22 protein-coding genes and 1 pseudogene are annotated in these 22,242 nt (G+C 51.9%); 17 read left to right on the top strand and 6 right to left on the bottom strand.

Features of this window, described 5'->3' with window-relative positions; all coding sequences use genetic code 11:
• Positions 1-35 precede the first annotated feature (35 nt).
• Complete coding sequence (locus tag TGAM_RS01550) at positions 36-1,418, top strand: acetyl ornithine aminotransferase family protein (protein WP_015857928.1); 1,383 nt, start codon at positions 36-38, stop codon at positions 1,416-1,418.
• A 42-nt stretch (positions 1,419-1,460) separates the two neighbouring features.
• Here the strand turns inward: TGAM_RS01550 and hisS are convergent, their stop codons facing one another.
• The 5 genes from hisS to TGAM_RS01525 all read right to left on the bottom strand — a co-directional run bounded on the left by hisS (position 1,461) and on the right by TGAM_RS01525 (position 6,417).
• A complete protein-coding gene (gene hisS / locus TGAM_RS01545; protein ID WP_015857927.1) occupies positions 1,461-2,768 on the bottom strand; it encodes a histidine--tRNA ligase in 1,308 nt (435 codons plus the stop codon).
• A 64-nt stretch (positions 2,769-2,832) separates the two neighbouring features.
• Positions 2,833-3,447: a MarC family protein gene (locus tag TGAM_RS01540; protein WP_015857926.1), complete on the bottom strand. Its 615-nt coding sequence runs from the start codon at positions 3,445-3,447 to the stop codon at positions 2,833-2,835.
• Between the two features lie 102 nt (positions 3,448-3,549).
• Positions 3,550-4,674, bottom strand: coding sequence for a cation:proton antiporter (locus TGAM_RS01535; RefSeq protein WP_015857925.1), 1,125 nt, complete (start codon positions 4,672-4,674; stop codon positions 3,550-3,552).
• A 10-nt stretch (positions 4,675-4,684) separates the two neighbouring features.
• A complete protein-coding gene (locus tag TGAM_RS01530) occupies positions 4,685-5,827 on the bottom strand; it encodes a cation:proton antiporter (RefSeq protein WP_015857924.1) in 1,143 nt (380 codons plus the stop codon).
• 29 nt (positions 5,828-5,856) lie between these two features.
• On the bottom strand, positions 5,857-6,417 hold the full coding sequence (locus tag TGAM_RS01525) for a CBS domain-containing protein (RefSeq protein ID WP_015857923.1): 561 nt from the start codon (positions 6,415-6,417) through the stop codon (positions 5,857-5,859).
• A gap of 123 nt (positions 6,418-6,540) precedes the next feature.
• Between TGAM_RS01525 and TGAM_RS11205 the strand changes: the two genes are divergently transcribed.
• The 14 genes from TGAM_RS11205 (at position 6,541) to TGAM_RS01460 (ending at position 19,009) form a co-directional block, all read left to right on the top strand.
• A complete protein-coding gene (locus tag TGAM_RS11205; RefSeq protein ID WP_169302021.1) occupies positions 6,541-6,702 on the top strand; it encodes a hypothetical protein in 162 nt (53 codons plus the stop codon).
• A gap of 147 nt (positions 6,703-6,849) precedes the next feature.
• Positions 6,850-9,339 (top strand): hypothetical protein, encoded by a 2,490-nt coding sequence (locus TGAM_RS01520; protein ID WP_015857921.1) that lies wholly within the window; start codon positions 6,850-6,852, stop codon positions 9,337-9,339.
• A complete protein-coding gene (locus TGAM_RS01515) occupies positions 9,326-9,736 on the top strand; it encodes a hypothetical protein (protein ID WP_048810999.1) in 411 nt (136 codons plus the stop codon). Before TGAM_RS01520 ends, TGAM_RS01515 begins: the two co-directional genes overlap by 14 nt.
• Before the next feature lie 15 nt (positions 9,737-9,751).
• Positions 9,752-10,300: a hypothetical protein gene (locus TGAM_RS01510; protein WP_015857920.1), complete on the top strand. Its 549-nt coding sequence runs from the start codon at positions 9,752-9,754 to the stop codon at positions 10,298-10,300.
• Positions 10,301-10,349: 49 nt separating this feature from the next.
• Entirely contained in the window at positions 10,350-10,916 is a 567-nt protein-coding gene (locus TGAM_RS01505) for a hypothetical protein (protein WP_015857919.1), read from the top strand.
• Between the two features lie 120 nt (positions 10,917-11,036).
• On the top strand, positions 11,037-12,023 hold the full coding sequence (locus tag TGAM_RS11315; protein ID WP_048810998.1) for a hypothetical protein: 987 nt from the start codon (positions 11,037-11,039) through the stop codon (positions 12,021-12,023).
• Between the two features lie 6 nt (positions 12,024-12,029).
• Positions 12,030-12,710, top strand: a complete 681-nt coding sequence (locus tag TGAM_RS01495; RefSeq protein ID WP_015857917.1) for a hypothetical protein — start codon at positions 12,030-12,032, stop codon at positions 12,708-12,710.
• 222 nt (positions 12,711-12,932) lie between these two features.
• Positions 12,933-13,448 (top strand): hypothetical protein, encoded by a 516-nt coding sequence (locus TGAM_RS01490; RefSeq protein WP_048810997.1) that lies wholly within the window; start codon positions 12,933-12,935, stop codon positions 13,446-13,448.
• Between the two features lie 25 nt (positions 13,449-13,473).
• Positions 13,474-13,782, top strand: a complete 309-nt coding sequence (locus TGAM_RS01485) for a hypothetical protein (protein ID WP_148206243.1) — start codon at positions 13,474-13,476, stop codon at positions 13,780-13,782.
• Positions 13,783-13,863: 81 nt separating this feature from the next.
• Positions 13,864-15,327: an NAD(P)/FAD-dependent oxidoreductase gene (locus TGAM_RS01480; protein ID WP_015857914.1), complete on the top strand. Its 1,464-nt coding sequence runs from the start codon at positions 13,864-13,866 to the stop codon at positions 15,325-15,327.
• 53 nt (positions 15,328-15,380) lie between these two features.
• Positions 15,381-16,295 carry an LEA type 2 family protein gene (locus tag TGAM_RS01475; protein WP_015857913.1) on the top strand — a complete coding sequence of 305 codons (915 nt, stop codon included), beginning with the start codon at positions 15,381-15,383 and terminating at the stop codon, positions 16,293-16,295.
• Between the two features lie 46 nt (positions 16,296-16,341).
• Entirely contained in the window at positions 16,342-16,860 is a 519-nt protein-coding gene (locus TGAM_RS01470) for a DUF3201 domain-containing protein (RefSeq protein WP_015857912.1), read from the top strand.
• Entirely contained in the window at positions 16,829-17,998 is a 1,170-nt protein-coding gene (locus TGAM_RS01465; RefSeq protein WP_015857911.1) for an RsmB/NOP family class I SAM-dependent RNA methyltransferase, read from the top strand. Before TGAM_RS01470 ends, TGAM_RS01465 begins: the two co-directional genes overlap by 32 nt.
• A gap of 3 nt (positions 17,999-18,001) precedes the next feature.
• Positions 18,002-19,009 carry a flippase-like domain-containing protein gene (locus TGAM_RS01460; RefSeq protein ID WP_015857910.1) on the top strand — a complete coding sequence of 336 codons (1,008 nt, stop codon included), beginning with the start codon at positions 18,002-18,004 and terminating at the stop codon, positions 19,007-19,009.
• On the opposite strand, the gene TGAM_RS01455 is transcribed toward TGAM_RS01460, so the two are convergent.
• Positions 19,006-19,842, bottom strand: a complete 837-nt coding sequence (locus TGAM_RS01455; protein ID WP_015857909.1) for an NAD(+) kinase — start codon at positions 19,840-19,842, stop codon at positions 19,006-19,008. The two genes, TGAM_RS01460 and TGAM_RS01455, sit on opposite strands and share 4 nt — an antisense overlap.
• An 87-nt stretch (positions 19,843-19,929) precedes the next feature.
• Between TGAM_RS01455 and TGAM_RS01450 the strand changes: the two genes are divergently transcribed.
• Entirely contained in the window at positions 19,930-20,913 is a 984-nt protein-coding gene (locus TGAM_RS01450; protein ID WP_048810996.1) for a hypothetical protein, read from the top strand.
• Positions 20,910-22,229 (top strand): annotated as a pseudogene (locus TGAM_RS01445) (acetate--CoA ligase family protein); the annotation flags it as partial. The gene TGAM_RS01450 and the pseudogene TGAM_RS01445, both read left to right, overlap by 4 nt.
• Positions 22,230-22,242 lie beyond the last annotated feature (13 nt).

The raw sequence follows: 22,242 nt of genomic DNA, 5'->3' as shown, positions 1-22,242 counted from the left end.
CTTTTTTTACACTTTTAACGGCCGGAGGGGAGGAAATGTATTCTGATTACCCGCGAATAGTTGTTAAACCGCCCGGCCCAAGGGCGAAGAAACTTATAGAGCGCGAAAGGAGTGCCATCTCGCCGGGTCTCGGCGTCAAGCTCTTTCCCCTCGTCCCAGAGAGGGGCAGGGGTGCCCTTATTGAGGACGTTGACGGGAACGTCTTCATAGACTTTCTGGCGGGAGCGGCCGCCGCTTCCACCGGCTACTCCCATCCCAAACTCGTGAAGGAAGTTCAGGAGCAAGTAGCTAGGATACAGCACTCGATGATAGGATACACCCACAGCAAGCGGGCAATAGAGGTCGCGGAAAAGCTGATCGAAATGGCCCCTATCGAAAGACCACTCGTACTCTTCGGAATGAGCGGGAGCGACGCTGTTGACATGGCCCTTCAGGCGGCGAGGTTCTCCACAAGAAGACCGTGGATTTTATCCTTCATAGGTGCCTATCACGGGCAGACATACGGGGCAACGTCGGTGGCGGCCTTTCAAAGCTCACAGAAGAGGGGCCTCTCCCCGCTGGTGCCCAACGTCGTGTGGGTTCCTTACCCGAATCCTTACCGGAACCCCTGGGGAATCAACGGCTACGACGAGCCCGACGAGCTGATAAACCGCTTTCTGGATTATCTGGAAAGTTACATATTCGCCCACGTCGTCCCGCCGGACGAGATTGCACTTCTGATAGCCGAGCCGATACAGGGCGATGCGGGGATCGTCGTTCCTCCCGAAGGATTCTTCGCTGAGCTCAAAAGGCTCTTGGACGAACATAACATACTCCTCGCGATGGACGAGGTTCAAACGGGAATCGGGAGAACGGGAAAGTGGTTCGCGAGCGAGTGGTTTGGGGTGAAGCCTGACCTCCTCATCTTCGGCAAGGGCGTGGCGAGCGGCATGGGTTTGAGCGGCGTAATTGGGAGGAGGGAGCTCCTCGAAAACCTGACGAGCGGTTCCGCACTCCTAACCCCGGCGGCAAATCCTGTTGTGAGCGCGGCCGCCAAAGCAACGCTGGAGATAATAGAGGGGGAGAACCTTTTAGAGAACGCCCTCCGCGTCGGCGAGTTCATTAAAAAGCGCCTCGGCGAGATGAAGGAAGATTACGAGGTAATTGGGGACGTTCGCGGGAAAGGCCTGATGAGAGGGGCGGAGATCGTTAAGCCCAATGGAAAGCCAGACCTTGAGCTCACGGGGAAGATATGCTGGCGCGCCTTTGAGCTTGGGTTAATACTGCCCAGCTACGGCATGTTTGGAAACGTAATCCGGATTACGCCGCCCCTCGTCATAACTGAAGAGATTGCCGAGAAGGGCCTCGAAATAATGGAGAGGGCCCTAAAGGACGCACTGGCGGGAAAAGTGACCCACAGAGTTGTGACATGGCATTAAACCTTTGAAAAAAAACCTTTTCCCTTATATTTAAAAATGATTTCAGAGGCCGAGGAGCTCGAGCAGCTCCTCGACGATGCCTTCTTTTTTCACGACCCTCTGCTCGCCCGTTTCCATGTCCCTTATCGTGACGTTGCCGTTCTCAAGGTCCCTTTTCCCGATGAGAACCACGTACGGCACGTTGAGCCTGCCAGCGTGGTCGAGGGCCTTCCTCAGCTTCCTTCCAGTGAGCTCTACATCAGCTTTAACACCAGCCCTTCTGAGTGCAGAGACGACCTCGACGGCCGTCTTCCTGAGCTCAACGTCCTTTCCGATGGGAATCACATAAACGTCGGGCCTGAGCCTGATTTCGGGTATGAGGCCCTTCCACTCGAGTATCGGGATGAGCCTCTCTATGCCTATTGCGAAACCCGTCGCTGGCGTAGGCTTGCCACCGAAGACCTCGATGAGGTTGTCGTAACGGCCACCACCGCCAATCGAGCCGATTCCAAGGTCGTTCGGCGCTATCGCCTCAAAAACCACGCTCGTGTAGTAGTCAAAACCGCGCGCTATTCCGAGGTCAATCCTAATCCATTTCGAGACTCCATAGGCGTCGAGCAGGTCAACCAGCTCGTAGAGGCGCCTTATCTCAGCCTTGGCTTTCTCGCTCGTAAAGAGCTCCTCGGCCTTTGGGAGAACCTCGTCAGGTTCCCCTTTAATCTCGACGAGCGAAAGTACCTTTTCAACGTCCTCATCGCTCAGCCCGAAGTCTTTCAAAGCTTTGACGAACTCCTCTTGGGTAAGCTTGTCCTTCTTGTCTATGAGCCTCATGAGCCCGATATCGTCTTTGACGCCGAGCATCTTGGCGAACTCGTCGAGCAGAACGCGGTCGCCGATGTTCACCGTGAAGTCCTCAAGGCCTGTGGCGAGGTAGCTCTCGGTGAAGAGCGCTATAACCTCAGCGTCAGCCTCAACCTTATCGCTCCCGATGAGCTCAACGCCCGCCTGCCAGAATTCCCTAAAGCGACCGCTCTGCGGTTCCTCGTAGCGGAACATATTGGCGATGTAGTACCACTTGATGGGCTTGGGGGCCGTCTGGAAGGCTGAAACGTAGAGCCTCGCGACGCTCGACGTCATGTCCGGGCGGAGCGAGATGTCCCTCCCGCCCTTGTCGAGGAAGGCGTAGAGCTGTTTTACAACCTCCTCACCGCTCCTGAGCTTGAAGAGCTCAGTGTATTCGAAAGTTGGCGTGAGAACCTCGTGAAAGTTATAGCGCTCGAAGACCTCGCGAATCCTCTCGAAGACCCATCTCCTCTTCGCCATCTCCTCCGGTAAAAAGTCCCTCGTCCCCTTAACGCGCTCAACTTTCATCCCTCTCACCTTTTCGGAAGAGGGAAGGGAGGAGTTAAAAGGTTATCCCGACAAAGTTTGACGTTTATCCAGAAAATGTCATGAGGAGGTATATCCCGACGACGCCCTCGACCATCATCTGAGCCCCAATGGCCATTATGAAGAGACCGATTATCCTGATAGTAACGCTCAGGAAGGTTTTGTTGACGGACTTCATCATGTAGAGCGCCACGAACATCGAGAGCGCAACGACTGCAATCGCTATGGCCGTTGCGGAGAGCGAGACGAGGTAGCCGTACTCGGCGGTGAGTGTTATTACCGCAGTAATAGCGGCGGGACCAGCAATGAGGGGCATCGCGACGGGGACGGCGGCCAAAGCTAGAATATCACGCTCCCTCTTCAGCGTGAACATTCCACCGCCTTCTAAAGCCTCGAGACCAATTTTGAAGAGAACGAAGCCCCCGGCAACCTTCAGGGCGTTTATGTCGATGTGAAAAATCTCCTGGAGGATTATCTGACCTGCCACCGCGAAGCTCGCCAGGAGAAGGAAGCCTATCAGGTTGGCTCTCACGATTAGGGCCTTTATGTCCTCTATGTGAAAATCCTCGCGCAGGAAGCTAACGAGGAGTATCTTGTCGCTCGGGTCAATCATGATGAGCATCAGCAGTGCCGAGCTGAGTATCGTTGAGAACTCGCTCATGCTGGAAGCTGGGGAAAGCAATTTAAAAACCTATGCCAACCCAGGGCGAGCGATGACGAAACCGGCACTGGCTGAGTCGTGATGAACACTCGGTTGGCGGAGCTACCTTGAATAGAGCCACTTGAGCAGGGGCGGCGTTATCACAGTCGTAACGAACACCATGAGAATCGCCACGGTCAGGGCGTCGGGGCCTATTATTCCGCTCCCCATAGCAACGGCCAGCATAGCCAGCTCAACACCCATCCTCGGAATCATCCCGACGCCTATCCTGAGGGAGGACCCCCAGTCAAAGCCGGCCAGCCTGGCGCCGAGGCCGCAGCCGACTATTTTGCTCACTATGGAGGCAATGGTGTAGAGAACCGCGAAGAGGCCCGCGTGGAGGATGTAGTCCAGCTCTATCTTCATCCCGACCTCGACAAAGAAGAGCGGGATGAAGAGGGAATAGCCGAGGACGTTCATGTGGTCCATTATCGTCTTCTTCTTGGAGCTCTGGCCGAGGGCGAGGCCCGTTAGGTAGGCACCGAGAATCGAGGCGAGGTTCAGGTGCTCGGCGAGGAAGGCGAAGACTATGAGGAAAACAAGGGCAAAGGCCGTCTCGCTCTCGGGCAGGTCAACTCTGGAGAGAATGCGAAAGACCCTGTCCGCGAGGCCGGGCCCGAAGTAGAGGAAGAAGAAGAGGAGCAGAGAGACCGAGAGAACGACCTCGGCGAGGCTCGCGTAGTTGACCTCGCCTCCCTTTATCATCGAAATCGCCACAGTGAGAACAAGGATTCCGAGGACGTCATCCACGACCGCAGCCGCTAAAATCGTCGTCCCCTCGCGCGTGTTGAGCTTCCTCATCTCCATGAGCACCTTCACCGTTATGCTCACGCTCGTCGGTGTCATCATCGCGCCGTAGAGGATTGCCTCGTGGAGGGGGACGAAGAGGTAAGCCACGGCAAAGCCAAAGAGGAAAGCGACCAGAACGCCGAGGCTCGCAACGACAACGCTCTGCTTTCCAACGCGCTTGAACTCCTCAAGCTCGCTCTCAAGACCAGCCATGAAGAGAAGCAGGAGGACGCCGAGGTTGGCGAACTGGCCTATCACCGGGTTAGTTTCGAAGAAGATGCCAATCAGCAGGCCCCCGAATATCTGGCCGAGGACAACGGGCTGACCCAGTCTCTCGAAGAGATACCCCATCAGCTTCGCCGTCGCGAGCATTACCGCTATCAGGAGGAGTATCTCCATGCTACCGCCCCTATTCCCTTGAGAATGCCCACTTCAGGAGGAACGGCGTCACTATCGTCGTCACCAGAACCATCGTGACCGGTATGGAAAACGTCCCGCTGTCGAAGACGCCCTCGTTGAGGGCCACGTTGGCCATGATGAGGGCCACCTCCATACGGGGTATCATGCCAACGCCCACCTGAAGGGACTCAATCGGTCTGAACTTCGAGACGAAGGCACCGAAGCCGCAGCCGACCACTTTACTCACTATCGCGAGTATGGCGTAGATTAGGGCAAAGGTTCCCGCGTGGGCTAAAACCCGCACGTCGCTCTCTATGCCGATGCTCACGAGGAACACTGGAATGAAGAGGGAGTAGCCTATCGTCATGAACTTTCTGTCAACTTCCTTCGCCTCGTCGGTGCTCGCCACGAGAAGACCTGCCAGGTAGGCACCGGTTATGCCCGCTATCTGGAACTGCTCGGCGAGGTAGGCGAAGATTAGCATTATCGCTATGGCAAAAGCCGTAACGGTCTCAGGTAAAGTAATTCTCTCCGAAAGCTTCAAAGCCTCCCTGACGGCGGGATTGCCGATAAGAAGGCCAATGCCGAAGTAAAGGACGACCTCGCCGAGGATTATGAGGAGGTCCTTGAAGTAGACGCTCCCCCTGGTGTTTATTCCAACGAGTATCGTGAGCACGATGATGCCGAGGACGTCGTCAACGACGGCAGCAGCTAAAATCGTCGTTCCAACCCTCGTGCGGAGCTTCTTCATCTCCATGAGTATGCTCGTTGTGAGACCGACGCTCGTGGCAGTCAGAACTCCACCGAGGAACATGGCCTGTATGTTCGAGTACCCCCAGGCCAGAGCCCCAACATAACCGAGGATGAAGGGTATGAGAACGCCGAGGGATGCTATTATGAAAGCGGGAATACCAACGTGCTTGAACTCCTCAACGTCGGTCTCAAGGCCCGCCAGAAAGAGCAGCATAACGACGCCGAGGTCGGCCAGAAGCTTCACGGCCTCGTCGAAGCCGACCAGTCCCAGAATGGACGGCCCGATTAGAATCCCGCCAATCAGCTGGCCGAGGGCCGCTGGAAAGCCGAGGCGAACGGCGAGGTAGCCGAAGAGCTTCGCAACGATTAGTATCAGCGCCAGCTCTAGGAACACGTCCATGATTATCATCCCTCTGCGGTTTTAGGGGTTCATGACGAGACTATGCGTATCAGACGGATTATGTCCTTGACCTCAAGGATGCCGTGAACGCGGTTTTTATCATCAACCACCGGGAGGTGGTGCTTTCCGGTTTCGAGCATTATCCGTATCGCCCGCCCGAGGTTCTCATCGACGTGAATCGTTATGGGCTTGCGAACCATTATGTCCTCCACGCGGGAGGCGTTGCTTATGGAGTACTTTTTGAGCAGGTTTATGCCCACTATGGAGTACCTCCTCGGGGGTTCGAAGAAGCGGAGGAGGTCCTTCATCGTGATGAAGCCGAGGAGTTTACCTTCATCGTCAACAACCACCGCAGAGCTCTCCTCACCCCTGAGGCTTTGGACGAGCTTTGATAAGGACTCCTCCGGGTGAAGGGTCAGGAACTCCCTGTCCATTACGAGCTTCACGGGGACCTTTGAGATGTAGCGGATGTTATAGCTCAGCTCATCCTTGCGCTTGAGCTGGAGCATTCTGCGCTTGGTGTGAATGAGATGAACTTTCTTCGCCTTGCTCCACTTTCCGGGGGGCACTTCCATCGGTAGGCGCACCATCTTTTATCTTTCCATCCAGAGCGTTTAAACCTTTCGAACTTTCCAGATTTTATATACTATCATTGATAGTATGTGAAATTCGGATAGAAAAAAGTTTTAAACCTTCCAGTATTATAACTCTTGGTGGTTTTCATGAAATGGAAGGGAGTAGCTTTGATAGCAATGCTCTTCCTTAGTATGTTTTCCGGAGTCGTGAAGGGAACTACAGCTTCAAGCGGGGCATCAAGTAACGATTTGAATGAAAATATAACAGCGTTCAGCATTTTCTGGGAAACCCTCGGTTAGGAAGCCCAGCTCGTTGCAATCGTTAACTCCACCGGAAACAACGTAACCGATCTGATACAGAACTCCATACTCGGTGAGGAGAACGCGGCCAACATCTCCGCCCTGATCTGGGAGGCCTACACCGAACTCAGGAGAAGCGGCGTAAAGATGGACTACTCGGAGGACGAGCTCAAGGACATGGCGAGAGAGATCGCCCAGAACGGTCTTCCGGATGAAGTCGTTGATGAGCTCCGTTCCTCAGGCTGGAACGATGAGGAAATAAAGGCTCTTGAAGAATACATAAAGGAAAACACAGACTCAATAACCGGTTCCTTCAGCATGTCCGCCTTCCTCCAGGCGCTCTCGGATTCGTTCATCTTCACCGGGTGGAAGTACGCCAAGTACGAAACCTGGGCGGTTGAGAGGGAGTTCTGGCCTGCCTCGCCATCTCAGGCTCCATCTGGAACGCTGACCTCGAACCCGCTCGTCAGCACCTCCTCGATCCGGAGCGCTATCATAAATCAGAACCCGAACTCGCTCGTTTACGCCGTCAGATCCACTAAGAGCGACGTCGTGGACACAATTTACTCGGCCAGCATCTACTACTCAAACGGGGGCATTGGATTCTCGATGGTAACAATAGACAGCAGGGGGAAGACCGTCAGACGGTACAGCTGGGAAAATGCGCTCAAAGCGTACAGAACTCTCGGCGAACTCTACACCATCGCCGTCGCGATAGAGAAGGGCAACTCCAATCCGGAGCTCTGGGGCTTGGCAAGGCAGAAGTACGATGAGCTTGAGGAGTACATGAAGGTCAGGCTCGTCTCGACTTCCTTCACACCGAACCCCTCGCCGCCAAGGCCGCGTCCTATGCCAACTCCCCTCCACCTCTCCACCCCCGAGCCGCTAACTTCCACCTCATCCCAGGAGCCCGTTTTCAGGATAAACGCCGTTCGCGTCGTCAGAGCCTCTCATGATGCGAACCCCATTAAATACCACGTCGCCATCGATTACACCGTGAGCGGCGGACAGGTCGTTGTCTACAACGTCACCTTCAACACCGGCAGCGAGGAGCAGGCGGTAACCCCGGGAATCCTCGATCCCGGGAGTGGAACAATCGAGAGCGGAAACCTCACCACCTCTGTCGGAGTCCTCGACGGCTCGCTGAAGGTCAAAGTCAGCGGAATAGTCACGATAACTTACAGGCCGGTAACCGGTCCGGGAGGAGAGAATGTCGTGATAAAATCCACATCATCGGTCGAAAGCGTTAGTGAGCCCGCCACCCTGGACTACGGTGACGAGACTACCTCGATAAGGGTGATAAAGCTCGAATACACCGGAACCTTCGACCTCATATCCCAGCTCGACCCCGAAAAGGTTAAGGTGAAGGTGATGCCATCGAAGGACGTGGCCGAGGTGGGCGACTCGATAACCTTCAGGCTCAGAATCGAGAACGGAAACACCCTGCCGGTTAGGGGTTACTACACCCTCTACGCCCAGGTGCCTGATGGTTCGGGCAAGAGGACGGTAAGGCTCGGCGGCGGGAAGCTGACCCTCGGAGCGAACAAGGAAACAGAGGTAACGGTCTCCACCGTCCCCTACCCTGAACCCGGCAGGTACGAGTACTTCGCGGTGTTCTCCTACGCCGGCTTTCAGGCGGAAGACAGGGGCAGCGTCCTCGTCCAGAGGGAAGACGATCCCGGGAAGGTGTACATTGAAGGGGTCGAGGTTGATCCCGACCTGCCAAAGGAGTACGAAACCGTTAACTTCACAGTAACTCTGGGCAACACCTATCCCACCGCAGAGGACTTAAAGATCGCCCTCTACATCGACGGCAGAGTTGTAGACCAGAAGAGCGTGGAAATTCTCGCGAACTCCGAGAACAAGGTTGTTCTCAGGTGGTACTCTGCCGAGAAGGGAGATCACCACTACTATATCGAAGTCAACAGAACCCTCGGCGACATAAACCTAGGGAAAGTTGATACGTACTCCGGAAACATCACCGCGTTTGACGGAGACTTTGGTGTCTCGTTTACGGTCTGGCCAAGGACGCTTGACGGTGGAGGTAGGGTATGGTTTACCTTAAAACTAAGGGTGTATCACTCAAAGTATGACTTCAAAGATAATTCAAATGACCCATTGCCTGATATTTTAATGTCTACCTCACCCACTGTTACATATCATATCAAAATTGTTGACCAAAATGGAATTGTGATTAAGAACTTCAATTATGACATACCGGACAAGGCAGGAGTATATACCCTCTGGATCTCCGGCCCAATACTTTATAGAACCGGTAACTACACATTTAAACTCGTCGTCGACGATTTCATTTACAACGAGGAAGGTAAACCCCTCGGCCTTGGAACGGAAGAACAGAGGGAAGCAAAAGTAGAAGTGACTCCCCCAACCACCAAGAAAGCATTTATGGGGTGTGACAACATGAAGCTATCCGCGGAGAAGGGCAACTTAGTCTTAGACATGAAATGCGAAGTATACTTCACAAACCCCACAGACGTCGAATGGAATATCACCCGCATTGATATTGACCCCAGTCGCATCCTTGCAACAGAGCGTACGAAAGATGTGACCATTGGAATACCAGCTGAGACAATAATAACACGTAAGGTGGCTCCCGGGGGAGTTGGAGAGTTTTAAGCTTGATTACCATGGTGTCCTGTCAGAGAGCAACTTACTCCAAACGGCATTTGATTTGAAGGATTTAGCAGGGTTCAAAGTCCCAGTGCAGGTCAACTTCACGGTCTATGCCAACGGTCACCCATACGTTGTAACGTCTAATGGAACCATCCTCGACCTGGGATACACAGTAACCCAATACGTGACAATAACCATTAATCATGACAGAGTAATAGAACATATTGCAATTCCTGTAACTATCGGAATAACTACTACAATTGCAGCTACGTATATACTTGAATCTACTGAGGCAGGAGCCGCCCTTGGTTCAGTTGTGCCTGGGGCTGGAACTTTAGTTGGAGCGGCATTGGGATTTATAGCAGGAGTTATAGCGTATGAGTATCTTGATGCACCGTAAAGGAGGTTAATTCAAATGAGATTCATAAGGAGTTTCCTTTCGGGATTTTTTCTTATCCTTTTGTCCTCCCTTATTATGGTGAGGGTTAGAGGACTTGAAAGCGGGCTGTATGTGTTCGCAATAAACGTGATGTTCATCCCCATGTGGGGAACAATGGTTCTCTGGTCCAGAGGCACAGGGAAAAATCTGCTAATCAAGCTCATCACATTGACATCTCTCCTCTCGTCAGTAGGTGCTCTGGGAGTGATAGCTCTCGTCTACAATGATTTTGAGAAAGCAACCGGGGTAATTGTCTCATTTTTGGCATGGTATCTGCTCTTTATTGCTCCCATGTATTGTGCAAAGAAGAGTAGGGAAAGAAGTGGGGAACAACTCAGTTATCCCCCAACCGATGCAAAGTACTTCTGGGTGTTTCAGTGGATTGATACAGGCATTCTCGCCGTTAAGTCTGACGAGCCGCTAAAAGTGTTTCTGTACTTACTACCAGGCCTAATTGGAGGTTACCTGATAATCCTCGGGCTCATAGAGGCTAAACGTGCGGGTGACAGCATGGGAGATTCTTAAGATGGCCCAAGGATTCATTAGGGGAATAACAAAGAGGTGGTGATTTAAAATGGTTGTTGAAATTTCAACGTTGTTCCTCTATCTTTCTCTTGTTTTCGTGATGGCTATAAGCGCTAAAACAAAATCTTGCCATTTAGGACTGGCAATTTTGGTATTTTCATCAACATTCATAGCTGGGAGTGAATACAACAACACATATATCGCAGTTATTTCGTGGTTAGCACTATCTGCATTGTTCTCTTATTTGTTCTACTTGGAATATGAAAGACCCCTTTCTAAACGTGAAGAGAATGAAAGTGTTAGTGACGTTATATTGGGGTACCTATTAGGATTTTTCATATTAGTGCTTCTTAAGTCTCATGGTGCTGGTTGGATCCTTTCCCTTCTAGCTAGCTATTGGGTGTTCCATTTAATGCTACTAATAGACCACAGGGAAAATAGAAGAGCCTTTTATCTCCTTAAAGTTCCCTATGTTGTCTTATCGTGGGGTGCCTTAGTCGAGGAGTTTGGATTTCAAAGGGAACTAATACCTTTCCTCATTGCTTACTTGGTTGTTTTCGTCCTATGGCTGAAGTTCGATCTCCCGAGAATATGGAGGCCTCCAAGGATAACTTAATTGTGCTCAATGAACAGAAGAATGAGGAGGACCCATGAAGCGGGAAATTAATATTGGAAAAGCCAATCAGCAGTTTGCCGTTGAGTTGGAGGCTTTCCCACGGAGTTGACGGGTGGTGGGATGGTGTACTTCACGGTGAAGGTCAGGAATTACAGGCCTGATAAGCTGGACGTGCGTGGATTCATCGAGGACGAGGCTGGAGCCGTTATAGTTAAGATGGGGGACAGTGGGGTATACACGATTCCAGCCAGGGAAGAAAAGAGTTTTAGCTTCTCATACACCCTCTATGGAATCGCAAATCACACTTTCAAGCTCTTCATCGACAACACCGACGGTAAACCAAACGGCAACGGAGATGAAAAGTGGAAGAAGGTGAAAGTGGAAGTGAAGCCGATAAAAGGCATCGGATTAAAGCAAGTGGGAGTTGAATGCGACAACTTATACTTTAAATATGATATGGGCAATTATAAAGCAAAGCTGGCTTGTAAATTTGTAATTTACAATGGATACAATTTCAGCTTGGAAGTGAATGGCAAAATTATGGCAAAAATGAATGCATCAGTACTAAACAAATACCTACAATCCGATAGTTTAGTTACTTCTATTAATCCACATACAATATCTGCAGGTCAATATTTTGCCATAAACTCCACAGCATACTTTGAGATATCAAAGTCTAGTCTTCCTAGGCTCATAAGGGTACTAAGTGGTGCTGGGTTAATCTTCCCATATTGGGAAGATGCCGCAAATGATATCAGAGTAGAAACAGAATTCTATGGGGCAACAATTCCAATAGAAATAACGTATGATGTGCCATTTGATAGAATTGGGATTCAGCGTTTCACTTTTATAGAGAGCACATATATAGAAGTCGATCAGATAGCAGTAGTTACAGATGTTGCGACTGATGTATTCTTAACATATGAACTCAAGACAAAAACCATACCCCTGGCTGATATTGAGTTCATCCAGAATGCCCTTAATAAACTTCCACCGAGCATCAGACAAAAGGTAAGCCCAATCACTAACCCTCTCCTCCAGCAGATAAGTATTAATTGGCTTGCCAATTGGATGAAAGAGAAGTTGATAACTGAATGGAGGGGGTAATCGTTTATGGGTGATTTGGGATTGAAAAAGTCATTTCTCCTTCTCTTTCTCTTTTATCTTGGGATAGCTTTCATTTTAAATTATGAGAATGTATCTGTCGAGTATATAATATCCCTAGTGGTTTTTCCATTGGCACTTGTGGTTATGATTCTTTTGTTGTTAGGATTCAAGGACGACGTATTTTTTGGATTCTTCTTTTTGCTTATCGGCTTTGTAGCAGCTACAAGTTTGAGAGTTCCAATATTGATTAAGCTACTTGTCATTTTTGGTGTTCCAGTGTTTTGGTTTTTGTTGTACCTTGACCTTAAAGAGATGGATTGGATTGGCTCTCTGGTGTATAAAATCTTGCATCTAAACTGGAAGAAAAGACTGTTACTGCTAATTGCGGATTCTGTCTTTATCCTGACGATTACATTGGAGCTGTTGAAATGCTCTTCTATGTCCATAACGGTTAAAATTTTCATCCTCTTGGCATGCGTAGTGGTTTTTGTGATTTTCGCAAAAATATCTCAGGAATACAAAGATGTGAAAACTAAAAAAGATATCCTCAGAGTATCGGCATGGCTCTATGTTTTTATTTACGTTATTGTCAAAATGGGTTTTGATGCAATATGCATGCTGCTTCAAATCATCGCCCCTCTCGCGTGGGTGGTCTTACTGGCGTTGATAATAGTTCAATCCAATTAATATTGACCCTAATCAAACGGAGGTTTTACTTGTGCCTCCTATCCACATTCCAGGAAACAAGAGCATGCTTGACTATAGGTACATATACAATCCTGCCATTGGGAATTTGCTTGGACGGAGACAAATTACACATTAGAAATTCAGCTTGACATGCCATATTCCTCAGAATGACACGACTAGTGCACTTCATGAGAAGTTAGGCTGGCCGTAGAGGTGTTAACCATGAATAAGTGTGAAAGCATGATACTCTATGGGGTTACCTCTCTTTTCATTTCTTCTGTCCTAATTTCCCATTTTGGAGTCCTTAGAGGAATTTACGTTCTCTCAGCAAACCTAGCAGTGCTTGTTCCATGGTTGAGCCTTATGGCTCTCGGGAGTTCGGGGAGAGCTAACGAATTCCAAAGGAGAGTTGTTCTCTTTCTCAGTGGAATCTTCACTGTAAGCCTTCTGATTTTAGGGTCGAGTTTTGGAGCTTGGGATGCCGTTTTGGACATAACAGAGGTGTTCGGGCTTTTCATGACATTCCCGGCCATAGTTTTGGTTTTCAAGTGGAAACTGTCAAGGATGGGGAAGAAACTTCAGTACCCACCACGAACGGTGAGAGAGTTATGGTTCTTCCAGTGGATAGCGGACATCTCAATAGCCCAAAAGGCTTCTAATCCGGTATGGGTTTTTGTTTTTCTCCTTCCGTCTCTCTTGGGTGGCTATCTAGTTTATAAGGCGTTTGAAAATTATTAAGGCAATCCTTATGATTAACCTGGCCGTGATACTCACCAGTGCTTTTGTTATTGGGTTAATGATGGCAGTGCTCCTCTTTGTAATCTTCGCCGTTCTTCATGGCTTTGTGCTACTGGTCGACTACGGTCTAAGCAGGGGGCCGGTTGCTCCCAGCGCAGATTCAAGGCTAAAGTACTTTGGGATACTCCTCGGGTTCTTCTCCATGAACCCGCTTATTGAGGGGCTCTCGACTTCAAACTGGGTTGAGGCATTCGCCGCGTTAACGCTGGTGCTTGGCGTGTACATAGTGTTTGAGGACGTGAGTAATGAACTTTATCATATTAATGTTAATTAACATGGAGAAACATTGATAAATTAACCAAAAACTTGCCAAAAGATTTTTAAGGCCAAAGTCATAGACCTCGGCAAGGGAAATATGGTCTCCGGGAACGGAAGCGGAAGGTTCTACGATGTTGTGATTATCGGAGCAGGTCCCGCAGGACTTTTCGCGGCCTACGAGCTGGCTGAAAAGAGCGACCTGAGCGTTCTCGTCATTGACGAGGGCGGAGACGTAAAACAGAGAGTTTGCCCCATGTTCGAGCTCGGTTATTGCGTCGAGTGTAAACCCTGTCACATAATGAGCGGTGTTGGAGGAGCTGGCGGATTAAGCGACGGCACGATAAACCTCCGCCCGGACATCGGAGGCGATCTGAGCGAGCTGACAAACGACGAGAACTACGCCTGGCAGCTCGTCTGGGAGGTCGACCAGATTTTTCTAAAGCATAAAGCACCGAGGAACCTCTACAAGGGCGACCCCGAGCAGGTTAGATACTGGGAGCAGAAGGCGGCGCAGGCGGGAGTTAAGTTCGTCCCGATAATCCAGAGGCACATAGGCTCGGACAGGACGCCCGAGGTTATAGACGACATAAAGAGGCACCTTGAGAGCAAAGGAGTTAAGTTCCTCCTCTGGACGAAGGCTTTGGAGTTCGGCCAGGGCTGGGTGAAGGTTAGGCGCGGAAAGGAGGTCTTCGAGATTAAAGCCCGCTACATCATAGTCGCTCCCGGGAGGGGTGGAGCCGACTGGTTCCACGAGGTGGCCCAGAGGATAGGGCTTAAAGCCCGTCACGGCCCGATTGACGTTGGCGTCCGCGTTGAGGTTCCGGCCATAGTCATGGAGCCCATAACGAGCATAAACCACGACCCCAAGTTCCACATCTACACCGACACCTACGATGACTTCGTTAGAACCTTCTGCACCAACCCGAACGGCTTCGTAGTCGAGGAGCGCTACGACGGCTACGTTGGAGTAAACGGACACTCGATGCACGAGAAGAAGAGCAACAACACCAACTTCGCCTTCCTGAGCAGGATAGAGCTCACCGAGCCGGTCGAGGACACAACGGCATACGGCAAGAGCATAGCTCAGCTAGCAACAACGATAGGCGGTGGAAAGCCCCTTATTCAGCGCCTCGGCGACCTGAGGAGGGGCAGGAGGAGCACGTGGGCGAGGATAAGGAGGAGCGACGTCGAGCCGACGCTGAGGAACGTGACGCCGGGAGACATAGCGATGGCCCTGCCCCACCGCGTTGTTACCAACATAATCGAGGGCCTTGAGAAGCTTGACAGGGTTCTGCCCGGCGTTGCCAGCGACCACACTCTCCTCTACGCGCCGGAAATCAAGTACTACGCCATGAAGGTCGAGGTGGACGAGAACCTTGAGACCAGTATCGAGGGAATCTTTGCGGCAGGAGATGGAGCCGGCCTGAGCAGGGACATAGTCAACGCCGCCGCGACAGGTTTGCTCGCCGCTCGCGGGATACTCAAGAAGGAAGGCCTCCACACGGAGAAGGACTTCAGGAAGCCCGGGAACTGGCGTAAAATAATCGAGGAACTGCCGTAAAATTCAAAAAAGTTTAAGCCAAGATGTTTCCAAATAAAACATGGGTGGGAGCTATGGGAATAATCGGGAAGGTAATTGGGGCGGTCTTCATACTCCTCATTATCTGGGGCGGATACATTGCATACGCCCTGAACAACGCATCCCCCAAGGTTTCGGTGGCGTGGGGCGAGGTAACTGAGGAAAAAACGGAGATCATAATAAACGCGAGCATTGGAAAGCCCCTGCTGGTTCCCGTTAGTATCGATGAGCTGAGGTTTCTGTTCATGGGCATGCAGATCGGAAGACTCGGTGAATTCAATTACTCCCCCTTCGGAACCAGGATTCAGGCCAGCCTTGAAATGGATAATGAGAAGATCGTAGACGCGATCCTGAAGTACTTTGAAAAAGGAGAAAGGGGGAACCTAACGGTTGTGATCAAGCCAAAGATGCTGTTTCTCTCCAAGGAGGTTGAGGTCAGCCAGGAAATAAACGAGAAAGTTCTCGAAAAGATCCACCTGAAAGCCCAAAGCCAAAACATAGCGGGGCTTTCGATCATCAAGACCCCAGAGCTGAAGGACACAGTGGTAAGGTACCTGGGAAGGGAGGGCAACAAAGCCGTCTTTATGACGGATCTCGTTCTCTACAACCCCAACCCGTACCCATTGCCAATACTTAAAACGAACTATAAGGTGTGGGTGAACGGCCTAAAGCTTGGGGAAGGGGAGTCCCTCAAAACAACGGTCATCCCAGCTGGGGGAACGGTAAAGCTCCCAGTCAAAACGTACGTTCTCGTCTCGAACATCCCAAAGGCATGGGAGATGCACGTGAGGAACAACGAAACGAGCATCGTACGGGCGGAGGTGTTCCTAAGGTTGCAGATATCAGTGCCGGGGTTCTCCGGAACAAAGGATGTAACGCTCAAGACGATTGACCAGACTGTAAAAACGGACATAATGGGCGAGATAAACCGGGCACTTTCCGAGGTCTGAGCTCAAATTTTTAAACTCCTCTCCCCCTTTTCTTCCGGTGGGAGAGATGAAGGTTAAGGAAATTCACGAGTTTCTCAACAGGCTATGGGACGACATATTCACGCTCAACGATGAACTCAAAGCCGAGCTGACGGGGAAGGGCTTCAAGGTGGAAGATGTAGAGGAGGTCTTTGGAGCCTACATATTCCTCGACGGCGAGTGGGTCAGAATGGACTACCCCCACCCGGCCTTTGAGATAAAGCCTCAAATTGAGGTCGGGGCGACGCCTGAGAGTTACTACTTCGTCGTTGCCGTTCCAAAGGAGAGGATAAGCGAGGGGTTCCTTAGCCTGTTCCTTGAACTCTTCCCAAGGAGCTTCATCTATGGGAGCGAGAACTTCCTGAGCGACGTCTACAACTGGAGGCGCGACGGAAGGGTCTCGCCGAGGGAAGTCCTTGAGAGGATTGAGGGGAGCGAGGAGAAGGTCTTCCAGTTTGAGGCGAACTTTGGAAGTGTAGAAGCGCTCAAAAAAGGCCTTGAGAGGCTGATTGACGTTGGAAGGGAATGGGAAATCTTCGACCTTTGAGGCATTTCCGGCGGAGCTCAGGGAGTACTACAGGGAACTCTTCGGGAGTGAGGCAGAGGAGATAATGGCATCGCTCAGAACGCCGGTTGAGAAGTACTACATTCGGGTGAACACCCTAAAGACGAGCAGGGACAAGCTGATGCGAATCCTCAGGCGGGAGGGACTAAAGCCGAAGAGGAGCCCCTACCTCAAGGAGGGCATATACTTCGAGAGGGAAGGCCCCAACTTTCCAGACGACTACGAGCCCGGGGTGAAGGTCGTGAGAGCCAACAAGTTCGCGAGCGAGAGCGTCTACCAGGGGGCGAACCTCTACGCGCCGGGAGTCCTTCAGGCAGACAAGAGCATAAGGCCCGGCGACGAGGTCGAGATTAGAGACCCGAGGGGCCTGCTCGTCGGAATCGGGATTGCTAAAATGAGCGCCAAGGAGATGGTAGTTTCGATGAGGGGTTTGGCCGTTGAGGTTACCCTGCCAAAGTTCAGACTCCCAAGTTTAAGTGAACTCCAGAGCTTCAAGGAGGGCCTGTTCTACGCCCAGAGCTTACCGTCTATGGTGGTCGCCCACGTCCTCGAGCCGAGCGAGGAGGAGCTGATAATCGACATGGCGGCCGCTCCCGGCGGAAAGACGAGCCACATAGCGCAACTGCTCCAGAACAGGGGCGAGATAATCGCGATTGACAAGTCGAGGAACAGGCTGAGGAAGATGGAGGAAGAGCTAAAAAGACTCGGCGTCAAGAACGTCAGGCTCATCAGGATGGACGCGAGGAAACTGCCTGAACTCGGGCTTCAGGCCGATAAGATACTCCTCGACGCCCCTTGCACCGCTTTAGGAATAAGGCCGAAGCTCTGGGAGAGCAGGACGCCGAAGGACATAATCGCAACCGCCCGCTACCAGAGGGCCTTCATCTGGGCGGCTATAAAATCTCTAAGGAGAGGGGGAGTTCTGGTTTACTCGACATGCACGCTGAGCTACGAGGAGAACGAGGCCAACGTGAAGTTCATGCTTGAGAAGGGGCTAAAGCTGGAGGAGCAGGCCGTTTTCATAGGCTCCGAAGGAATCGGACTTGAGAATGTTCAGCGCTTCTACCCCAACAGGCACTTGACCCAGGGCTTCTTCATAGCAAAGCTCAGGAAGGTGTGAGGAATGAACTGGAAAAAGATTCTGCCCTTCGTAGCAAGCGTCCTCGTCATCATTGCTCTCGTGTGGTGGGCCGGAACGGAGGGAGTGCTCCGGGTACTGGGACGAACCAACGTTTATTACCTCCTCATAGCCGTTCTCATGTACTTCGGGGGAATAGTCACGTGGGCCATGAGGTGGCACGTCATAATAAAGGGGCTCGGGATAGAGGTCCGGTTCAGGGATACGCTCGCGGCGCTCTTCATCGGTGTTCTTTTCAACAACCTAACCCCCGGGGCCAGGGGCGGCGGCGAGGCCTTTCGGGTGTATTACCTGGTTAAGCGCTCCAAGGGCAGCTACGGCCAGCTTTTTGCAACTGTCACGGCCGATAGGATACTGGATCTGATTCCGGTTATGACAATGCTCCTCATGGCGGCGGTCTACGTATACTCGCTCGGCTTCACGGGGCTCTTCGCCGTGATACTCTTCCTGACTCTTATGCTGGCTGGTCTAACTGGACTGACCACGCTGATCATAACGAGCGAACGCAGGGTCAGGAGAATACTCTACATGATATTCAACCTCCTGGCAAGGCTAATTCCGTCGAGGATCAAAAAGCACGAGGAGAAGTTTAACTGTTTGGTGGACACCAACATCCCCCATTTCACCGAGGGGCTCAGGGTGGTGGTCAGGGACAGGAAAACGTTCATACTCTCAACTTTCTACTCATTCCTGACGTGGATCTTCGTTGTGCTGAGAAATTACCTCGTCTTCCTTAGCCTCGGCTATAAAATAGGTCTCCTGGCAGTTGTCACCGTGCAGATGATAGCCACAACGGTTGGGATAATAAGCGTGATCCCCGGTGGGGCGGGGATAATCGAAGCCGTAACCTCGGGAGTCTACGTAGCCCTGGGGGTCACAAGAGAGATGGCAGTGACCTCGAGCATACTCGACAGGATGATATCATTCTGGCTCCCGCTGGTACTCGGGGCGATCATCGTAACCCACCTTGGCCTGAAACCGAAAGAGAGCTAGAACCTCTTCTTGAGGCGGAAGGGATACCTGGGATAAATCTCGTGGGAAAAGCGAACAAAGCGGGCTTTTCGCGGCGATTTCTTTATCTTGATCTCCGTGTCCGGGCTGAGATGGGTGTAGAACTGACCATCGACCGTAAGGATGAGCCCCCTCTCGGGGGGAAGGGGAACGATCTCTATCTCACTGGAGGAGGGCACGACCATAGGCCTGGAACTGAGGGCTATGGGGTTTATTGGGGCTATAACGAAGAGCTCAAGCCTTGGATCGACGAAGGGACCTCCGGCGGAGAGTGCGTAGCCCGTGGAACCGGTCGGGGTCGAAACGATAACTCCATCGGACCTCACCTCATCGGCAAGACCACCATCAACGTAGTACTTGAGGTGGACTATCTTGCCTGGAACGCCCGTGAGGATTGCATCCTCATTGAGGGCATCGGGAACGGAGTTTTCACCGTTTAAATACGTCCTGAGCTTCATCCTTTCGTCTATCCAGTAATCCCCCTCCAGAAGACGGCTCAAAGCGAAGAAAGTCTCATGGGGCTCGACCTCCGTTAGAAAGCCCAAGGTACCCATGTTTATGCCGAGGATCGGAAAGTCCTTCTTCGTCTTGTGCTCGATCCTCAGTATCGTCCCGTCCCCACCGATCGCGATTATAAAATCGACGTCGAACTCCTCAAGGGGAACCACATCACCTTCCTCGAACTCGGGGAGGTTCTCAAAAGTTTCCCTATCTACCAGAACATCGTAGCCGCTAACCTTCAGAAAGTCATAAACACGGTAGGCAAGTTTTAGAGCGGCCTCCCTGTCCCTTCTGGCAACTATACCGAACCTCATCGCCCCACCTAAGCAATATGATACCTCACCATCCCTTTAAGACTTTCGACCCGCAAAGTTTTTGTGGGACAGATCCAAGGGCCAACGATGAGCGTGAGAAGAGGAACAGCACTAATCCTGGCACTGGTTCTTCTTGGAGCGGCCTGGACCCAGCCAGTCAGAGGAAAGAGCGAGCAGAACGTCTTTGACATGGTTATGCTCATCCAGGTGAATCCGGATGGAAGTGCCCATTTCGATATCTCCGCAAGGCTAACAAACCCAGCCTACCGCGAACTTGTGAAGAACGAAACCGACTTCACAAAGCTCGTGGAAGAGCTGGTTTACAGGAACCTGGTGGAGGATCTGCACGAAAGGTACGGAAACTTCACGGTTTATCTACCTTCATCCGGTCCGGTCGAGATCACCGCTAACTGGAGCGCGAGGGTGAACTTTTACATCGTTCCGTTCCTCACGAAGGGCAAAAGGGGTCTCGAATGCCCCTACTCCGGCCCACTCGACTTTGTGTCCGGAGGAAAGGTGTACTCCTTCGAGTTCAGGAGGATAATCCTCGTTTTACCCAGAAACTGGACGGTTCTGTATACGTTTCCATCTCCAGCAGACAGGGCCAAAAACGTCCTGATATGGGAGAACGCCGACTACCTCCCCATGATCGGGGTCTCCACCGGGAGCCCCGGCGAGGGAACCAGCAAACCCCTCTCCTGCAACCCCCTCAGGATAGAGCTCCACTATTCACCGGAGGAGGGAAAGGTGTTCTTCAACGCAACTTACATGTGTGAAGCCGGTCTCCCCGCACTGCCCGGTGCCAGAAACGTGACCTACATCAAAAGGGGCAACGTCACGGAGGTCAGGGGCTACTTCGTACCCAGGCTGGAGTACGATGAGGGACTCTTCCGGAGGGAGTGGAGGGCGGAGATAGAGCTGCCCGAAGAGTTCCCGCAGGTGGTGGGTGGATCCCGGGGGAAAAACGGAAGCATCGTTATAACTGTGGAGAGATCCTCCGCGGGCATTCAAACTGCAGTTCCCGTAATCTTTATCGCGGTTATCATAGCACTCTGGAGGTGGAAAAGATGAGCCTTGACTTCTTTTTCTATCCGAGGGGTGTAGCGGTCTTTGGATCCTTCAGAAAGGGTGCAATCGCCTACGAGATACTTAGAAACATCGTCGAGGGAGGGTTTGAGGGGAAGATTATCCCCGTGAACCCAAAGGGTGGAAGCGTCGAGGTCGCGGGGAGAGTCTTTGAAATCCGTGAGAGGCTTGACGAACCCGTCGATACCGCCATAATCGCGATTCCGGCAAAGTTCGTGCCGGGACTCATTGATGAAATCGGCCCCCGGATCAAGGGCGCCGTAGTGATAAGCGCCGGCTTCTCGGAGGTTGGGAACGCTGATCTCGAACGCGAACTGGTTGAAAAGGCTAGGAAGCACGGCGTCAGACTCATAGGCCCGAACTGCGCCGGAATCTTCGGCGTTCACGGGAAGTTCTTCGGCTCCTTTGAGGTTAGGGTAAAACCCGGCGGGTTGGCTTTAATCAGCCAGAGCGGAGCCTTCGGCGGCGCGGCTTTGGCAATGGGCAACGAAGAGGGCATCGGCTTTTCGGCCTTCGTCTCCTACGGAAACGCGGCAGATCTGAACGAGAGCGACTTTTTGGAGTACTTTGCGGACGATGAGAACACGAAGGCGATAGCGCTTTACATTGAAGGGGTTAAAGACGGCAGACACTTCTTGAAGGCGCTCAGCTATGCGAGCAAGAGAAAGCCGGTCATAGTTCTCAAGGCCGGTAAGAGTGCCAGTGGAGCTAAAGCTGCCGCTTCTCACACCGGCTCTCTAGCCGGGAGCTACGAGATTTACAGGGCCGCCTTCAAGCAGGCCGGAGCTATCGAGGTCGAGGAGATGGAGGAGCTCTTCGACGCCGCTAAAGCCTTCGAGATGTATTCAATGGCCGGGAAGAGGGTGGCCGTAATCACGAACTCCGGCGGGCCCGGTGTTCTGGCTACCGACAAGCTGGAGAGACTCGGCCTTGAGATTGCAAAGCTGAGCGAGGACACCGTTGCGAAACTCCAGTCCTTCCTTCCAGAGCAGTGCTCCACCAGAAACCCGATTGACCTTATCGCAGATGCGGACTACGAGCGCTATAAAAGAACGATTGAAATTGTCTGCAGGGACGGGAACGTTGATTCAATTCTCGTAATCTGTGTCCCCCCTATTTTCATCCCAAGTGAGGAGATAGCCAAAGCCGTAATAGAGGCGGACTGCGACAAGCCGGTTATAGTTAACTTCATGGCCGGTGAACTCGTTCGGGATGGTGTGAAACTGCTGGAGGAGCACTCCATAAAGAACTTCCCAACTCCAGAAAGGGCCGCGAGAGCTTTGGCATGGCTCGCAATGAGGAAAAAAAGAGGGG

The sequence above is a fragment of the Thermococcus gammatolerans EJ3 genome, assembly GCF_000022365.1.
GTDB lineage: Archaea > Methanobacteriota_B > Thermococci > Thermococcales > Thermococcaceae > Thermococcus > Thermococcus gammatolerans.
The sequence above is the reverse complement of the archived record's forward strand: the minus strand, read 5'-3'. Positions and strand labels throughout refer to the sequence as shown.

Bases quoted from the DNA above. Each gene is read 5' to 3' on its own strand.
- TGAM_RS01550 (WP_015857928.1), top strand. From the start codon at position 36: ATGTATTCTGATTACCCGCGAATAGTTGTTAAACCGCCCGGCCCAAGG.
- hisS (WP_015857927.1), bottom strand. From the start codon at position 2,768: ATGAAAGTTGAGCGCGTTAAGGGGACGAGGGACTTTTTACCGGAGGAG.
- TGAM_RS01540 (WP_015857926.1), bottom strand. From the start codon at position 3,447: ATGAGCGAGTTCTCAACGATACTCAGCTCGGCACTGCTGATGCTCATC.
- TGAM_RS01535 (WP_015857925.1), bottom strand. From the start codon at position 4,674: ATGGAGATACTCCTCCTGATAGCGGTAATGCTCGCGACGGCGAAGCTG.
- TGAM_RS01530 (WP_015857924.1), bottom strand. From the start codon at position 5,827: ATGGACGTGTTCCTAGAGCTGGCGCTGATACTAATCGTTGCGAAGCTC.
- TGAM_RS01525 (WP_015857923.1), bottom strand. From the start codon at position 6,417: ATGGTGCGCCTACCGATGGAAGTGCCCCCCGGAAAGTGGAGCAAGGCG.
- TGAM_RS01520 (WP_015857921.1), top strand. From the start codon at position 6,850: ATGGACTACTCGGAGGACGAGCTCAAGGACATGGCGAGAGAGATCGCC.
- TGAM_RS01510 (WP_015857920.1), top strand. From the start codon at position 9,752: ATGAGATTCATAAGGAGTTTCCTTTCGGGATTTTTTCTTATCCTTTTG.
- TGAM_RS01505 (WP_015857919.1), top strand. From the start codon at position 10,350: ATGGTTGTTGAAATTTCAACGTTGTTCCTCTATCTTTCTCTTGTTTTC.
- TGAM_RS11315 (WP_048810998.1), top strand. From the start codon at position 11,037: ATGGTGTACTTCACGGTGAAGGTCAGGAATTACAGGCCTGATAAGCTG.
- TGAM_RS01495 (WP_015857917.1), top strand. From the start codon at position 12,030: ATGGGTGATTTGGGATTGAAAAAGTCATTTCTCCTTCTCTTTCTCTTT.
- TGAM_RS01490 (WP_048810997.1), top strand. From the start codon at position 12,933: ATGAATAAGTGTGAAAGCATGATACTCTATGGGGTTACCTCTCTTTTC.
- TGAM_RS01480 (WP_015857914.1), top strand. From the start codon at position 13,864: ATGGTCTCCGGGAACGGAAGCGGAAGGTTCTACGATGTTGTGATTATC.
- TGAM_RS01475 (WP_015857913.1), top strand. From the start codon at position 15,381: ATGGGAATAATCGGGAAGGTAATTGGGGCGGTCTTCATACTCCTCATT.
- TGAM_RS01470 (WP_015857912.1), top strand. From the start codon at position 16,342: ATGAAGGTTAAGGAAATTCACGAGTTTCTCAACAGGCTATGGGACGAC.
- TGAM_RS01460 (WP_015857910.1), top strand. From the start codon at position 18,002: ATGAACTGGAAAAAGATTCTGCCCTTCGTAGCAAGCGTCCTCGTCATC.
- TGAM_RS01455 (WP_015857909.1), bottom strand. From the start codon at position 19,842: ATGAGGTTCGGTATAGTTGCCAGAAGGGACAGGGAGGCCGCTCTAAAA.
- TGAM_RS01450 (WP_048810996.1), top strand. From the start codon at position 19,930: ATGAGCGTGAGAAGAGGAACAGCACTAATCCTGGCACTGGTTCTTCTT.